The following is a 15,145-nucleotide window of genomic DNA, read 5'->3' on the forward strand; positions in this document are numbered from 1 at the left end:
GACCGCACGCTAGCGGCCCTTGATCAGTGCAGCAGGAGCAGCACCTGCAGTTCCCCGACGAGCCCGCCGATCACCGCACCGACCGCGATGAGCTTCCATTCGTCCTGCTTGAAGGCCGGACGCAGGATGCCTTCGAACTCGATCGGCGTCAGCTGCCGCATCTTTTCGACGATCGTGTTGCGGACGTCGAGCGCGCCGGTGGCGTAGCTCTCGACGTGTTTCACCGTTTCGGGGAGGTAGGCGATGGCCTTCTCGGCGGCCGCGCGCTTCATCTCCTGGTACTGCTTGCCGCCCATGGTCAGCGCGACGAGTGGCTTGGCGATGCTCGCCTGCGCGTCGATCGTGCGCTGCACCTCGCGGGTGATGAGCGCGAACAGCCGGTCGGCACGCGGGCCGGTGAGCACGGCCTCCATCACGTTCCGCACGGTCAGCACCTCGTCGGCGATCAGCGCGCCGTAGTCGGCGGCGACCTCCTGACGGCGCTTCTGGAACATGCCCTGCCAGCGGAAGAAGCCGAAGCCGCGCGGCTCGCGCGGGTAGAAGATCATCTTGAGGGCCAGCCAGTCCGTGACGAAGCCTGTGACAAAACCGAAGATCGGCATGATCAGCGGCTCCTTCGTCAGCGCCCAGGCGACGAACTGGACGAGCCCGATCACGAACCCGAAGTAGACGCCGGACCGCGCGATGAACTTGAACTCCGGCGCGGCGACCTCGCGGATCAGCCGGCAGGTCAGCGACTTGTCGCGGACCATGGCGCCGATCAGCATGTCGTTGACGTCGAGGACGTCGTCGATGTTGGTCGAGACCTCGCGCAGGAGCCGCTTGACGACGTCGGGCGCCTGCGCGCGGACCTGGTCGACGAGCAATCGCTGCGCCCGCGACGGCAGCATCTCCCACAGCCGCGGCTGGTAGGTCTCCATGACTTCGCGCGTGACGTCTTCGACGGCCTTGAGCAGCGGAGTTTCGAGCTCTTTGAGCATTTCCTCCGGATCGAGCCGGGCGAAGATCTCCTGCGGGTCGACGAGGTTGCGCGTCAGCAGATCGACGGCGGTCGTGGCCATCCGCCGGGAGTTCGCCGGGATGACGCCCTGCCAGCCGAGGAACGGCTTGATCCCGGTGAACTCGAGGGGCCGGAACATCATCTCGATGGCGACGCGCTTGGTGACGTAACCGATCAGCGCCGCGATGAACGGCATGGTGAGGTACACGTGCCAGTGGGCGCCGATGTCCGCGAGGATCGCCGATGTGTCCAAAGTGGCCTCCCCGCGGCAACCGCTGGTCAACAACGGTCAGAATGCCATGGGTGACCGGGGGTTCCCAAATTCGTGATGCATCCGTTTGGCGGTACAGACGAACGGGCCCCGGATCATTAGGGTGGCCCGCATGGTCGCGCCTGAGAAGTCCCAGTCCACCTCGAAGACATTCGCCGTGGGTGTCCGCGGCTACAACCAGCGTCAGGTCGACGAGCGTCTGGCCGAGCTGACCAAGGAGGTCCGCGAGGCGGCGCGCAGCCGCGACGAGTCCGCCGCGACGGCGTCGGACCTTTCGAAAGCTCTCGCGTACGCGCAGAAGGAACTCGCCGAGACGAAGGCCGCCCTCGCGCGGATGAGCTCCAGCCCGTCCGGCGCCGGCGCGATGGCCGAGCGCGTCCGGATGATGATGCAGCTCGCCGAGGAGGAGATCGCCGACCTGCGCGCGGCCGCGGAAGCCGACGCGGCCTCGACGCGCGACCAGGCCGACAAGTACGCGCACGAGTCGCGCCGCACGGCGGACAAGCTGGCGAAGGACGCGGAAGAAGAGCGCACGCGCCTGCAAAAGGACGCGAAGATCGAGATCGAGAAGCTGAACGCGGCGGCGGGCGCCAAGCGCGTCGAGCTTTCGGCGGCGGCCGACCGCTCCCGCAAGGAAGCCGACGCGAAGGCCGAAGAACTCGCGGCCGCCAAGCGCGCCGAAGCGGACAAGGTGGCTTCGGAGGAGCTGGCGAAGAAGAAGCACATCTTCGAGCAGGAAGTCGCGCGCAAGAAGCAGGAGACGGAGGCGGCGCTGGTCGAGGCCCGCGCCCGCCAGGCGGAAGCCGACCAGAACCGGAAGCTGGCGCTGGACCTGCGGACCAAGGTCGCGGAGCGAATCGCGGCGACGGATGTGGCGGTCCGGGAAGCGATGAAGCTGCTGGCCCCGGCGGAGGAGACTGCTGCTGCTGCTCCGGCGCCGGCTGGTTCGGCTCAGGCTCCGGCTGGCTCGACGCCGGCTGGTTCGGCTGCACCGGCTCCGGCTGGTTTGGCTCCGGCTCCGGCTGGCTCGGCTGGTTCGGCTGGTTCGGCTCCGGCGAACGGGGACCGCAAGCCGGCACCTGCCCCGGCCGCCGCGCCTGCTGCCGCTCCTTCCCCGGCCGCGAAGGCGCAGCCGGCCCCGGCACAGCCCGCCAAGGCGTAGTTATCCACATCGGCCCCGGTTGTCCACAGATTTCCGGAGCTCCTGTTTTTGCAGGTCAGAGCCGATAGACTGGACAGGGGACGCCCCCCGGGACGGGTGGGGGCTGCGCCGAAGCCGGTTCGAGCGTTCGGCACGCGTCGTGCCCGCACGCCGGCCGGGGCGCCACCAGGACCCGAAGCCGTGAAGGCCTCCTTACCGGCCATAAGAGCCGGTAAGGAGGCCTTCACGGCTTTCCCAGGCTTGATCGGGAAGTCAGGGCGTGCCGAATCCGACGCCGGGACCTGCCGGGGCCGCGCCGTGGACGGCGGGGCGGTATCCCCCGGATGGGTAGGTGGCCGATCCTCGTGGGTGGGTGGCTGGCAGTGTGCTCTACAGCCGCTGATCACCACGAGACGGGACGGACCTGCGCATGATCCTCGAGACCGAGCGGGCCGCCGTCTGCGCTTATGCCCGGCGGATGGTCGGTGACGGCCTGGTCGTCGGGACCTCGGGGAACGTCTCCGTGCGCGCCGGGGACCTCGTCGCCGTCACGCCCACCGGGGTCGCCTTCTCCGCGATGACCCCCGCCGACATCCCCGTGGTGGATCTCGGCGGGGAGGTCATCGACGGCGAGCTGCAGCCGACCAGTGAGCTGCCGATGCACCTCTCGATCTACTGGGACGCGCGCGATCCGGACGACGAGCCGGTGACCGCGGTCGTGCACACGCACTCGCCGCACGCCACCGCCGTGTCGACGCTCGTGCGGGAAGTGCCGCCGATCCACTACATCGTCGCCACCATCGGCCCTTCCGTGCGCGTCGCGCGCTACGCCACCTACGGCACGCCCGAGCTCGCCTCCGCCGTTCTGGAAGCACTCGAAGGGCGCCGTGGCTGCCTGATGGCGAACCACGGCACCCTCACCTACGGCGACGGCCTCGAAGCCGCGTACCACCGCGCGCAGCAGCTCGAGTGGGCGTGCCGCGTGTGGCTGCTCGCGCAGAGCGCCGGCCGGCCGAGCCTGCTGCCGCCGCCCGAGGTGGCGAAGGTCGTCGACCGGCTGCGGGGCTACGGGCAGCGTTAAGACGCCACCGCGTCGACCGCGTGCACCGCGTCCAGCAGCTCCACGACCGTCGGGTCGTCGACCGCCTCCTGGATGCACTGCCACAGCTGCAGGTTCGCCATCGCCCAGCGCGAGTAAGTCGCCGCCGCTTCGGGGTTGTAGAAGTAGTACCCCTCGTCGTGGACGTCGCACTGCTCGCCGACGATCTTGTCCGCCAGCTCCCGCAGGCTCAGGCCGTTCTCGCGCAGGTAGCGGTGCGCGAGCACCACCGGCGTCACCGGCAGCGCCTTGAACAGCGTGTCCGCGTCGCTCAACGCCTGCGCTTCCAGCGAAATGTCGCGGCCACGGGTGGCCATTTCGGCTTCGTCGACGATTTCGTCGATCCAGCGCGCGACGCCGTCGGCGACGCCGCACTCGGCGAGGAGCTCCCCGCGGAGGCCGCTGCCGGCGGCGGCCGGCGAATTGCGGAGCACCAGGTAGTTGACGTCGTGCACCAGCGCGGCCACCTCCACGACGGTGCGGTCGGCTCCGTTGTGCTGGGCGAAGCCGCCCGCCTTCGCGCGGACGAAGCTCACGTGGTGCCAGCCGTGGAACTGCAGCCGCTCGGCGTACTCCTGGCAGAGCCGGTGCACCCGGTTCTCGACGGCGCTCACGGTCACGTCGTTGATCGTGTTTTCCTGCGTGCGCATACCCTCTCCCATCCCGGCCGTGGTATTCAGACGGGTGGAGTAATGGTAAGCGTCGCTGACGCCGGTGTGTAGCTAGATTCGCTCCGCCAATTCCCCCAATCGGACCTCGACCGGAACGTGACGATGGCCGATTCCGCTGCGCGGATCGTAGGAAAGGCTGAACGTGCTCACCGGCCGTGATTTCACGAGAAACGTCATCGTGCCGCTGGCCGCCGCCGGAATCCGGTGGTATTCGTCGGCCAGCATGGTGGCGCACGCTCCGGCCTGGCACAACGTCCGGCGCCGCAGCTGTGCGGAGTCGATCAGGCCGGTGCGGGGATCGTGGGTCGTCTCGTACCTTTCGTGGAGGTAGTTGCCCCGGAGAATGGTGGTGCAGAAGTGGTACCTGTGGTTGTGCACGGAATCCGCGTACCCCTCCCGCCAGTCCTCCTGCGCCTTGTATTCGTGCAGCCAGAAGGAAAACGGGTCGGTTGGCGAATCGAGCAGGCACCAGGCGAAATGGGTCGTGGTTTCCCGGGACGAGCGCAGGAGTTTCGCGGCTTGCCTGGCGGACAGCGAGCGCAGCTGCGAACGCAGCTCGTCCCGCAGTTCGGGGTGATCGGCCCACGACCGGAACCAGGTGTCGACCACGCGCCAGTCGGTGGCGAGCGGGAACCCGGCCGTGCGCAGGCGCGTGGCCAGTTCGGTGAGCGGGGACAGGCGGGTGAGCAAGGTCAGCTCCCTAGCTCGGCGACTTCGGAGAACTCCGTGCGGAAGGCGTGGAACTTGCTTTCCAGCTCACGGAACTGCTCCTCGGACAACGGGGATCCGGTGATCTTTTCGAACAGCGCCAGGAAATCCGTCCGCGTCGTCGCGGACGTGATGCGGAAGTGGCGGCCGGTCCGGGACTGCGAGACGCGCACGAACTCGGCGCGCTCCATGTTGTAGAGGAAGGAACCCTCGGTGAACCGCAGGGACCGCGGGTACAGCTTCGTGGCGCCGCGAACGTCGCTGTAGAGCGACATCCACACGCTGTCGTCGAACATCTCGAGCCGGTCCAGCGGCGGGTCGGCGACCACGGTGATGTCGACCTGCGCGCAGCGGCTGCGCGCCAGGAAGAGGCCGACCAGCCCGATCCGGATCTCTTCGTCGAGCCGGGTCTGGATCTGTTCGTAGTCGACGTCGCCCGCTTCGCGGCGGAGCAGGTAGCGGGCCCGCCCGCTGATCGAGCTCGCGTCACGCGGATCGGCGATCACGGCACGCAGTTCGCGTTCCGTGCGGGAAAGCAGCAGGCGGGCGGCGGCGTGCCGCCCGGAGAAACCGCGGAAGAAGTACTGCCGGGTCGCGTCGAGGTCGGCCATCAGCGCGCGGTTGAACGCGGGGTCGGGATCGGTCGTCGCCTCGAACACGTCGGTGGGGAAGAACTCCTTGTTCAGCGCGCGGTATTCGGCGCTGAGGTCCTCCAGCGCGCGCCTGCTTTCTTCGATCACCGGGGTCACCAGCGCCCGCTGCGAAGCGCTGGCGGTGATCAGGCTGGTGCCGAACCCCACGATCGCGGAGATCAGGGTGCCGGTGCCCAGCGACGTCACCAGGTTCTTCCCGGTGCCGGGTTCCATCAAGCCGGCCAGCCACAAGCTGAGACCGGCGACCACGACGAGTACCGTGAGCAGCAGGCTCGTCCTGGTCCAGAAGATCTCTTGCAGTGGGGTACGGCGGAGGCGTCCGCCTTCCGCGGCCACGTGCTTCACCTCCCTCGAATCACCCGAACAGACGAATGCTTAAAGTGTCGGTTCGAGTGCGGGGAGTCACTTTACGCGCGTCGCGGGAAGCGCGAAATAAGAGATTCGGGGGACAGCTGAGGACGTCGGACGTCACTCTCGGCAATAATTCACCGAATGGCCGGGTTTTCGGAAAACAGCGCTGAACCGGGTTCAGAGCGTCGCCGGCAGCCCGTTTTCGTACCAGCCGGCGCCCGGTTCGGCCGTCATCAGGAAGTCCAGCACCGCCGGCGCCGGCGCGGGATGGATCTCCGGGTGATCGCGTTCGCCGCGCGCGGAGTCGACGGGCCAAGCGAGCCGTTCGACGTCGAGGGAGAACTCTCCGCCGGCCCCCGTGCGGTTGCCGCGGGCGTCGAGGCGCGACCACGTGCCGTGCAGGTACACGGCATTCAGCCCGTGCAGCGCGGAGAGCTCCTGGTAGCAGAACCCGGCCGGGATCCCTTGTGCCCTAAGCAAAGCGGCCAGCAGGTGGGACTTGGCGTAGCAGATCCCGACGCGCTCGCGCAGCACATCCGACGCCCGCCAGGTGACCCGCGGATCGGCGGCGTCGATGACGTGGTCGATCTCGTCCCGCACGAACAGGAACGCGGCTTCGGCGTAGTCGCGGCGGCCGTCCGTCAGTTGTTCCGCCTGCGCCCGGATCGCGGGGTGGTCGTGATCGACGACGGCGTCGGCCGCGAGGTAGTCGCTCAGCCGAACGGACGTGGGTGACGGCACAAAACTCATCCGGCCATCCTGACAGGCTCGGCCATTCGGGCGAGACCTGTTTTCGGTGGCGGACACGCTCCGCGTTTCCCGGTCACGGAAGGTAAAACTCGGGTGGGAAGCCCGTCCAGCGCAGCGCGGCGGGGAGATGACCTTGGTCGTTGTAGGTCAGCAGCGCGGCGGGCCGCCCCGGCACGTAGCGGATGACGGTCAGCGCCGTGTTGCCGTGGTTGAGCGCGAGCCACCGCCACGGCGGCGCGTCCTGCGAAGCGCGCACGAGCCAGGAGATGAGGTAGTTGTGCGTGACGACGAGGTCGAACCGCGCCTCGTTCCCGGGAATGGGCCCGGTGAACCGCCGTTCGGCTTCGGCGGCGAGCTCCTCGTCGGCGGGTGGCAGCTGCCGGGTGATGGCGAGCAGCCGGTCGGCGGACGTCTCGGGCAGCTCTTCCCGCTTCGGGAGGTAGGGCACGAAGTCGCCGGCCGCCTCGTCGACGTGGAGCGGCACACCGGGCAGCTGGTCGCCGATGATGGCGGCGGTGAGCGCGGCCCGCCGGAGCGGTCCGTGGTGGATGGCGGCGACGGGCAGTTCGCGCAACCGCCGTCCGAGCAGAACCGCCTGCCGCTGCCCGGCTTCGGTGAGCCCGGTCTCGTCCGGGGTCGCTTCGCCGTGCCGGGTGAGGAGGAGGTAGCGCGCCGCCAGCACGGGTCAGCCGACGGGCACGAGCGCGCCCTGGGGCCCCTGGGTCGGGACGAACTGGGCGAGCAGCCGCAGCGGCGCGGGGTGGGGGGACAGGACGATCGAGGCGAACGGCGTGATCGTGTGTTCGTGGCCGCTGTTGGTGTGCAGGTGGACGCTGACGTGCACGTTGCGGTCGGCGGGGATCTCGAAGGTGACCGAGCCCCAGGAGACCACGTACTGTCGGCCGTCGACGCTCGCTATCGGGGCGTAGGCGCGGACGGTGTGGCCCAGGTGGGGGATTTCGATGGTGAGCAGCCGTCTTGGCCCGGTGTGGTTGTCCACGTAGGGGATCACGCCGGGGATCTTGTCCAGTTCACTCGGGTCGGTCATCCCGCGCCTTTCTGACTGTTCCCCGATCATGCTGCCACGGCTGTTTGGTTCTCTGCCGTAACCCCACCGACCCGAACGCCGGATCGGCCGCTTATCGGTTCGGTGGGGAGGGCTGGTCGTGGTGCTTTTGGGGCGTCCGCGTCAGAACTGGTAGTACAGGAACGGGCTGAACGTGCCCGTGGCGATCAGGATCGCCGCGTAGATCAGGCCCACCGTCATCACACCTATGCGCAGCGCCGTGGCCGGGCGGCTTCGGGACGACTCCAGCAGCGGGCCCGTCACCGGGTGGGCCGGGAGCACGAAGACCGCCAGCGCCGCCAGCAGCAACACCAGGCGCTGGTTGGTGAACGCCTGCTCCACCCCGGCACCCAAGCCGTCGAAGTCCGGGATCAGCATGTGGCCGATCATCGCCAGCGCGTGGCCGATGTCCTGCGAGCGGAAGAAGACCCAGCCGAAGACCACCAGGAGCATCGTCAGCGCCCTGCGCAGGTAGCGCTTGCGGGGGTCGGCCGGGTTCAGGTCCAGGCCGAAGCGGCGCTCGATCACCAGGAGCGCGCCGTGGTAGCAGCCCCACACCAGGAACGTCCATTGCGCGCCGTGCCAGAAGCCCGTCAGGACGAACACCACGCACAGGTTGCGGTACGTCTTGCCCGCTCCATGACGGTTGCCGCCCAGGGGGATGTAGACGTAGTCGCGGAACCAGCGGGACAGGCTCATGTGCCAACGGCGCCAGAACTCCGTGATCGTCACCGACGAGTACGGCCTGGCGAAGTTCTCCGGGAGGCGGAAGCCCAGCATGCGGCCCAGGCCGATCGCCATGTCCGAATAGCCCGAGAAGTCGAAGAACAGCTGGAGTGTGTAACCGATCGCGCCCAGCCACGCCGTCGCGAACGTCATCTGGTCCGGGGGGACCTTGAAGCACGCCTCGACCAGCGGGCTCAGGGAGTCCGCGATGATCGTCTTCTTGCACAGGCCCAGCGCGAACCGGGGGAAGCCCGCCGCGATGTCGTCGAGGCGGTGGGAGCGCAGCTGCGGCAGCTGGTCGGCGATCTCGCGGTAACGCACGATCGGGCCGGCGACCAGCTGCGGGAACATCGCGATGTACGCCGCGAACGACACCGGGTTGCGCAGCGCCGGGCGCTCGCCGCGGTAGATGTCGACCACGTACGAGATGTGGTGGAACGTGTAGAACGAGATGCCGATCGGCACCACCAGGCTCGCGACGGGCAGGCTGCCGCCGAACCAGTGCGAGACGGCGGCGATCTGCTGGGTCGCGAACCCGGCGTACTTCCAGATCAGCAGGACGCCGACGTCGAGCGAGACGACGGCGATGAGGATCCGCCGCCGCCGGACGCCCTGGACGTCCCACGGGCTCGCCTCCAGCAGCGGCCCGGCCATGAAGTTGACGACCATGCAGCCGAGCAGCAGGAACACGAACGGCCCGGCGCCGATCGTGTAGAACAGCAGGCTGCCGACCGCGATGATGCCGTTGCGCCAGGTCCGCGGGCACACCAGCACGGCGATGAGCACCGCCGGCATGAAGTACCACAGGAACAGTGGCGAAACGAATGACATCGGTGGTCTGGTCCCCTCGGTTTATCCGATGGTGACCTTAACCCGAGTGGGTGGTTCCCTGTCGTGAAGGTGGGGCTCAGATCCGCCCGGCGAGACGACGGCGCCGCGCGACCTCGGCCAGCAGCACGCCCGCCGCCACCGACGCGTTCAACGACTCCACGCCCGCCGCCATCGGGATCGACACGGTCGCGTCGCACGTCTCGCGGACGAGACGTGACAAGCCGCGGCCTTCCGAGCCCAGCACGATGACCAGCGGGTCCGCCGCCAGCTCCAGCCCGTCGATCTCGACCGAGCCGTCCGCGTCCAGGCCGACCAGCATCAGGCCCTCGTTCGCCCAGGACTTCAACTGGCGCGTGAGGTTGGTCGCGACCGCGATCGGCAGCTTCGCCGCCGTGCCCGCGCTCGTGCGCCACGCCACCGCGGTCATGCCCGCGCTGCGCCGCTCCGGCAGCAGCACGCCGTGGGCGCCGAAGGCGGCCGCCGAGCGGATCACCGCGCCGAGGTTGCGCGGGTCGGTGACGCCGTCGAGCGCGACGAACAGGGGCACCTCGCCCGAGTTGCGCGCCGCCGCCATCAGGTCGTCCGGGTGGGCGTACTCGAACGGCGGGACCTGCAGGCCCAGGCCCTGGTGCACGGCCCGGTTCGTCTTGCGGTCCAGTTCCTCGCGCGGGATCTCCAGGATCGAGATGCCCTTGTCGCCGGCCAGCCGGACGGCGTCGTTCACGCGGTCGTCGATCTCGATGTTGATCGCGACGTACAGCGCGGTCGCCGGGACGTCCGCGCGCAACGCCTCGACCACCGGGTTGCGCCCGGCGATCAGTTCCGGCTTGTCGGCCTTCTTCTGCCGCGCCTGGTCGCGCTTGGTCTGGGCGTTGTTCTGGCGGTACGCCTTGTGCCCGGGACGGTCCTCCGCCTTCGGGGTCGGGCCCTTGCCTTCGAGGGCCTTGCGGCGCTGACCGCCGGAACCGACGACGGCACCCTTCTTGGTGCCCGTCTTGCGGATGGCGCCCTGGCGCCGGGAGTTGCCTGCCATGCTGAAAAGTCCTTGCGGTTATGGAGAACGGCTCAGTCGGACTTGACTGTCCACTGTGGACCGTTAGGGGTGTCCTCGACCACGATGCCCGCCTGCTGGAGGCGGTCACGGGCGGCGTCCGCGCGGGCGAAGTCCTTCTCGGCCCGGGCCTGCTGACGCGTGGCCAGCAGGTCCTTGACGAGGAAGTCCAGCGCTTCTTTGGTGGGCGTGTCGGAACCGCCCGCCTCGGACCAGCGCGCGGACAGCGGGTCGAGGCCGAGCACGTCGGTCATCGCGCGCACGGCGGCGGCGAGTTCGAGTGCCTTGGAGGTGTCGCCCGCGTCGAGGGCGGCGTTACCGTCCCGCACCGTGGTGTGGACCACGGCGAACGCCTGCGGGGTGGCCAGATCGTCGTTCAGCGCCGCGGCGAACTCCGCCGGGACCGTGCCCAGCGCCACCTCGCCCGACTGCGCGGCCCGGCGGAGGAACTGCTCGATCCGGCGGTAGCCCTGCGCAGCCTCGGAGACCGCGCCGTCGGAGTACTCGATGTTGGACCGGTAGTGCGGCTGCACCAGGTAGTACCGCAGCTCGGCCGCCCGGTAGCGCTCCAGCATCGCGGGGATCGTCACGGTGTTGCCCAGCGACTTCGACATCTTCTCGCCGGACATGGTGACCCACGCGTTGTGCAGCCAGTAACGGGCGAACGGGTCGCCGGCGGCGTTCGACTGCGCGCGCTCGTTTTCGTGGTGCGGGAAGACCAGGTCGATCCCGCCGCCGTGGATGTCGAACTCCGCGCCGAGGTAGGCCGTGGCCATCGCCGAGCACTCGAGGTGCCAGCCCGGCCGGCCGTCGCCCCACGGCGTCGGCCACGACGGCTCGCCGGGCTTGGCGCTCTTCCACAGCGTGAAGTCGCGCGGGTCCTGCTTGCCGCGGGTCGGCGTCTCGCCCTGCTGGACGTCTTCGAGGACCTGGCCGGACAGCTTGCCGTAGTCGTCGAACGACTTCACCGAGAAGTAGACGTCGCCGTCCACGGCGTAGGCGTGCCCCTGGTCGATCAGCCGCTGCATCAGCTCGACCATCTGGGTGACGTGCCCGGTCGCGCGCGGGTTGATCGACGGCGGGAGGCAGCCGAGCTGCTCGTAGGCCTGCTCGAAGGCGCGCTCGTGGGTCGCGGCCCACTCCCACCAGGGGCGATCCGCGGCGGCGGCCTTGGTCAGGATCTTGTCGTCGATGTCCGTGACGTTGCGGACCAGCAGCACGTCCAGTCCATTGTGGACGAGCCAGCGGCGCAGGACGTCGTAGTTCAGGGCGCCGCGGATGTGCCCGATGTGGGGGACGCCCTGCACGGTGGCACCACACACGTAGATCGACGCCGTTCCGCTACGGGCGGGCTGGAACTCCCGCACGCTCCGGGTCGCTGTGTCGAAAAGGTGTAGGGCCACCCTGAAAGGGTACGGGGTGGGCGTGAGCGAGGTCGCAGGCGCCTAGCCGGCGTCCTGCCCGACGCCGTGCGCGCTCAGCGCCGTGAGCAGGGCGTCCGGCCGCTGCGCCGTCGGCAGCGGGTCGACCAGCGCGAACTCGCAGCCGAGCGCGCGGGCCCCGCCGTCGGCCTCCTCGCTGTCGCCGACCATCAGGGTCTCGGTGGCCGGGACGCCGAGCGCCTGCACGGCCCGGCGGAAGATCTCCAGCTCCGGCTTGATCGCCCCGACCTCGAAGGACAGGACGAACTCGTCGACGTAGGCGTCCCAGCCGCGGGCGGTGAAGGCGGGCCGGATGTCGAAGGCGATGTTGCTCAGGACACCGACCTTGAGCCCCTGCTCGGACGCCGCCTTCAGCGCGGCCTCGGTGTCCGGGTACGGCGTCCACTGGCTGGGATCGATGAGCCGGTCGTACAGCGCGACGGCCTGCTCCGGGCGCGGGACGCCGGACTTCTTGAGGACCTCCAGGTACACCTTCCGGTGCAGCACGGGGTCGCGGTCGCGGTGGTGCCAGGCGTGCTGGTGGTCGGCGTCCAGCTCGACGACCTGGCCCACCGGCGCCGTCATCCGGCGCATCAGCTCGGCCTGGGCCTCGACGTCGAGCGGCGTGCCCACGTGGTCGGTCAGTTCGGTGAGCCAGGTTTCGTCCTGCTCGAGCCGGAAAAGCGTGCCGGAGTAGTCGAACAACACCGCCCTGATCGTCATGGGATTCAGCCTAACGGGAGCATCAGGCCGAATGCCCTGTGATGTGTTCGGGAACAACGCGGACGAGCACGCGCACGACGTCGGCCGGCTCGGGCGGGAAGTCCGCGCCGATGTACTTGCGGGCCAGCTCGTCGTTCAGCTCGCGGCCACCCTCGGCGGTGACCTCGGCCCGCCCGCGGATTTCGACGTAGTTCTCCGGATCGGCCAGGTCGAAGACGGAGAGCGAGACCCGGGGGTCGCGACGGATGTTGCGTTCCTTGCGCCGGCCCCGGACGGTCACGAAGACCACGGTGTCGCCGTCGCGGCGCGCCCAGACGACCGAGCTCTGCGGCGAGCCGTCGGCGTTGGTGGTGGCGACGACGGGGTAGTTCTTCCCGTCGAGCAGCGCCTTGGTCGCGTCGTTGAATGTCACACCCATGGTCTGGACCCTATTTGACGGTGCCCGCGATCTTCTCGACGCGCAGGCGGACGATCACCCGTTCGACGTCACTGCCCTCCGGGGGCGGGTCCTCGCCGAGGTACTTGTGGCTCGGCGTCTTGCTCGGGTCGCGGCAGACGGTGCTGGTCGGGATTCCCGGCGTCGGAGACCGACACGCTGACGCGAGGGCCGGGTCGCAGGTCACGGCCCTTCCCATGGTCGAGGGCCTGGCCGCCGGAAAGCAGCCCCCGCCCTCTCCGGGGGACCGGCCCCGCTTCCAGCGTATCGGGACCCTCCGACGAAAAGCGGGAAACGTCACAGGCGGGGCCTCGTTGTCCACATCTCGGCCCGGCTGTGGACAACCCGGTCGGCGAGGCTAGTCCGCCGTCAGCAGCAGGGCGGTGGCGAACGCCGCGATGCCTTCGCCGCGGCCGGTGAGGCCCAGGCCGTCCGATGTGGTGCCGGACACGCTCACCGGGCCGCCGACGGCCTCCGAGAGCACCTTCTGGGCTTCCTCGCGCCGCTTGCCCACGCGGGGGGCGTTGCCGACGATCTGGACCGTCGCGTTCGCGACCCGCCAGCCCTCGGCCTCGATCAGGCCGCGGACCTCGGTGAGCATGGCGGCGCCGTGCGCGCCGTCCATCCGGGGGTCGCCGGTGCCGAACACCGCGCCGAGATCGCCCAGGCCGGCCGCGGACAGGAGCGCGTCGCACAGGGCGTGCGCCGCGACGTCGCCGTCCGAGTGACCCGCGCAGCCGTCGACGCCCGGCCAGCTCAGCCCGGCGATCCAGCACTCGCGGCCCGCCTCGATCGGGTGGACGTCCACCCCGTTGCCGATCCTCACAGCGTCTCCTCCGTGCTCGGTGCCGCCGCGATCGCCTCGGCCAGGGAAAGTTCGAAGTCGGTGGTGACGCGCATCGCGTCCGGGTGCCCCGGCACGGTCGCCGCGCCCTCGTGGACGCCGGCCGACAGGTCGGCCGCGCGGAACGCTTCGAGGGTGAAGCCGACCGGGGTCTGGGCGGTGCGCAGCCGGGTCCGGTCCTCGGTGCCGACGATCAACTCGGCCGCGTCGGTCACCTTCACGGTGTCGGCCATCGGGAGCACCGGGACGACGATCGGGTGCGCGTCACCGACCGCGGTGATCACGTCGCGCACCGTTTGCGCAGGAATGAAGGCCCGCAGCGCGTCGTGGAGGAGTAGAACGGAGTCACGGGAAAGTTCGGGCTCGACGACGGCGAAGGCCTGCCGGAGCGAACCGGGGACGACCCGGCACGAGAGATCCTCGAGGACCTCTGCATAGACTTGCGCACACCGCTGGGGGGCCGCCACGAGAACCAGATCGATCTCCGGTACTGCCAGCAGCCCCCGCACGGTGTGCGTGAGTAGCGCTTCACCACGGACCGGCGTGAGAGCGAGCTCTCCGTCGGAGGCGTGGTGTGCGACGGTCACGATCACGACGACGTTCATCGGTTCGCGATCGTAGAGGCACCTGCTCGCCCGTCGAGCAGGAAGGCCTGGGGTGTCAGACCGCCGCGGTTTCCAGAACTTCGTCGAGGAGGACTTCAGCCTTGTCCTCGTCGGTGCCCTCCGCGAGCGCGAGCTCGCTGACCAGAATTTGCCGAGCCTTCGCCAGCATGCGCTTCTCGCCGGCCGAAAGGCCTCGGTCCTTCTCTCGTCGCCAGAGGTCGCGCACCACTTCGGCCACCTTGTTCACGTCGCCGGAGGCGAGCTTCTCGAGGTTGGCCTTGTACCGACGAGACCAGTTCGTGGGCTCTTCGGTGTGCGGAGCACGCAGTACGTCGAAAACCTTGTCCAGTCCTTCTTGCCCGACGACATCACGCACACCGACGATCTCGGCGTTGTCAGCGGGCACGCGAACCGTAAGATCCCCTTGCGCGACTTTGAGGACGAGGTACTTCTTCTCCTCGCCCTTGATCACGCGGGTCTCGATGGCTTCGATGAGTGCGGCACCGTGGTGCGGGTAGACGACGGTCTCTCCGACCTTGAAAACCATGTGTCCTCTGCCCCTTTCGCTGACCCCATCCTATCACGGTCCGCCAGTGCCCACCTAGCGGGCGGACTCGTCCTCGCAGGTCAGCGGCCTGGGCGGGGGTTGACAAACGTCGGACCCCCGTGCTCACGCAGGTTACGGCGAAGGGTCCGTGCGGCCATTGCGAATTCCTTTGTGGACGGTTGATCTTGAGCGCAACGCGGACCGGTTCCGCGCTGGAGATCGCCCCGGGCTAGTCTTCGCGGGGACGAGGC

The 15,145-nt window shown here is 69.2% G+C and carries 18 protein-coding genes; 2 read left to right on the top strand and 16 right to left on the bottom strand.

Features of this window, described 5'->3' with window-relative positions:
- Positions 1-23: 23 nt before the first annotated feature.
- Complete coding sequence (locus tag OG494_RS40490; RefSeq protein ID WP_328447866.1) at positions 24-1,253, bottom strand: DUF445 family protein; 1,230 nt, start codon at positions 1,251-1,253, stop codon at positions 24-26.
- A 130-nt stretch (positions 1,254-1,383) separates the two neighbouring features.
- On the opposite strand from OG494_RS40490, the gene OG494_RS40495 reads away from it, so the two are divergent.
- Together OG494_RS40495 and OG494_RS40500 are read left to right on the top strand one after the other, a co-directional pair.
- Positions 1,384-2,433: a hypothetical protein gene (locus OG494_RS40495; protein WP_328447868.1), complete on the top strand. Its 1,050-nt coding sequence runs from the start codon at positions 1,384-1,386 to the stop codon at positions 2,431-2,433.
- Positions 2,434-2,842: 409 nt separating this feature from the next.
- Entirely contained in the window at positions 2,843-3,493 is a 651-nt protein-coding gene (locus OG494_RS40500) for a class II aldolase/adducin family protein (RefSeq protein ID WP_328447870.1), read from the top strand.
- Here OG494_RS40500 and OG494_RS40505 read toward each other — a convergent pair.
- From OG494_RS40505 to OG494_RS40575, 15 genes are all read right to left on the bottom strand, one after another.
- Positions 3,490-4,161, bottom strand: coding sequence for an HD family phosphohydrolase (locus tag OG494_RS40505; protein ID WP_328447872.1), 672 nt, complete (start codon positions 4,159-4,161; stop codon positions 3,490-3,492). The two genes, OG494_RS40500 and OG494_RS40505, sit on opposite strands and share 4 nt — an antisense overlap.
- A gap of 72 nt (positions 4,162-4,233) precedes the next feature.
- On the bottom strand, positions 4,234-4,872 hold the full coding sequence (locus OG494_RS40510) for a hypothetical protein (protein ID WP_328447874.1): 639 nt from the start codon (positions 4,870-4,872) through the stop codon (positions 4,234-4,236).
- A gap of 2 nt (positions 4,873-4,874) precedes the next feature.
- On the bottom strand, positions 4,875-5,888 hold the full coding sequence (locus OG494_RS40515) for a hypothetical protein (protein WP_328447876.1): 1,014 nt from the start codon (positions 5,886-5,888) through the stop codon (positions 4,875-4,877).
- A gap of 183 nt (positions 5,889-6,071) precedes the next feature.
- Positions 6,072-6,644: a transglutaminase-like domain-containing protein gene (locus tag OG494_RS40520; RefSeq protein ID WP_328447877.1), complete on the bottom strand. Its 573-nt coding sequence runs from the start codon at positions 6,642-6,644 to the stop codon at positions 6,072-6,074.
- Between the two features lie 73 nt (positions 6,645-6,717).
- A complete protein-coding gene (locus OG494_RS40525) occupies positions 6,718-7,326 on the bottom strand; it encodes a histidine phosphatase family protein (protein ID WP_328447879.1) in 609 nt (202 codons plus the stop codon).
- 3 nt (positions 7,327-7,329) lie between these two features.
- Entirely contained in the window at positions 7,330-7,692 is a 363-nt protein-coding gene (locus OG494_RS40530; protein WP_328447881.1) for a hypothetical protein, read from the bottom strand.
- 141 nt (positions 7,693-7,833) lie between these two features.
- The gene (locus tag OG494_RS40535) at positions 7,834-9,267 is read right to left on the bottom strand and encodes an MBOAT family O-acyltransferase (RefSeq protein WP_328447883.1); all 1,434 of its coding nucleotides are present in this window, start codon (positions 9,265-9,267) and stop codon (positions 7,834-7,836) included.
- Positions 9,268-9,343: 76 nt separating this feature from the next.
- Positions 9,344-10,300 (bottom strand): 23S rRNA (guanosine(2251)-2'-O)-methyltransferase RlmB, encoded by a 957-nt coding sequence (gene rlmB / locus OG494_RS40540; protein WP_247058755.1) that lies wholly within the window; start codon positions 10,298-10,300, stop codon positions 9,344-9,346.
- 32 nt (positions 10,301-10,332) lie between these two features.
- The gene (cysS, locus tag OG494_RS40545; RefSeq protein WP_328447885.1) at positions 10,333-11,721 is read right to left on the bottom strand and encodes a cysteine--tRNA ligase; all 1,389 of its coding nucleotides are present in this window, start codon (positions 11,719-11,721) and stop codon (positions 10,333-10,335) included.
- A gap of 42 nt (positions 11,722-11,763) precedes the next feature.
- Positions 11,764-12,462, bottom strand: coding sequence for an HAD family hydrolase (locus OG494_RS40550; protein ID WP_328447887.1), 699 nt, complete (start codon positions 12,460-12,462; stop codon positions 11,764-11,766).
- A 22-nt stretch (positions 12,463-12,484) separates the two neighbouring features.
- Positions 12,485-12,880: a PPOX class F420-dependent oxidoreductase gene (locus tag OG494_RS40555; protein ID WP_328447889.1), complete on the bottom strand. Its 396-nt coding sequence runs from the start codon at positions 12,878-12,880 to the stop codon at positions 12,485-12,487.
- Positions 12,881-12,890: 10 nt separating this feature from the next.
- Entirely contained in the window at positions 12,891-13,097 is a 207-nt protein-coding gene (locus OG494_RS40560) for a hypothetical protein (RefSeq protein ID WP_328447891.1), read from the bottom strand.
- A 159-nt stretch (positions 13,098-13,256) separates the two neighbouring features.
- Entirely contained in the window at positions 13,257-13,724 is a 468-nt protein-coding gene (gene ispF / locus OG494_RS40565; RefSeq protein ID WP_328447893.1) for a 2-C-methyl-D-erythritol 2,4-cyclodiphosphate synthase, read from the bottom strand.
- Positions 13,721-14,347: an IspD/TarI family cytidylyltransferase gene (locus OG494_RS40570; RefSeq protein ID WP_328447895.1), complete on the bottom strand. Its 627-nt coding sequence runs from the start codon at positions 14,345-14,347 to the stop codon at positions 13,721-13,723. Before OG494_RS40570 ends, ispF begins: the two co-directional genes overlap by 4 nt.
- A 55-nt stretch (positions 14,348-14,402) precedes the next feature.
- The gene (locus tag OG494_RS40575) at positions 14,403-14,894 is read right to left on the bottom strand and encodes a CarD family transcriptional regulator (protein ID WP_005165253.1); all 492 of its coding nucleotides are present in this window, start codon (positions 14,892-14,894) and stop codon (positions 14,403-14,405) included.
- Between the last annotated feature and the right edge of the window lie 251 nt (positions 14,895-15,145).

It is taken from the genome of Amycolatopsis sp. NBC_00438, assembly GCF_036026695.1.
In the GTDB taxonomy this organism is placed as follows: Bacteria; Actinomycetota; Actinomycetes; order Mycobacteriales; family Pseudonocardiaceae; genus Amycolatopsis.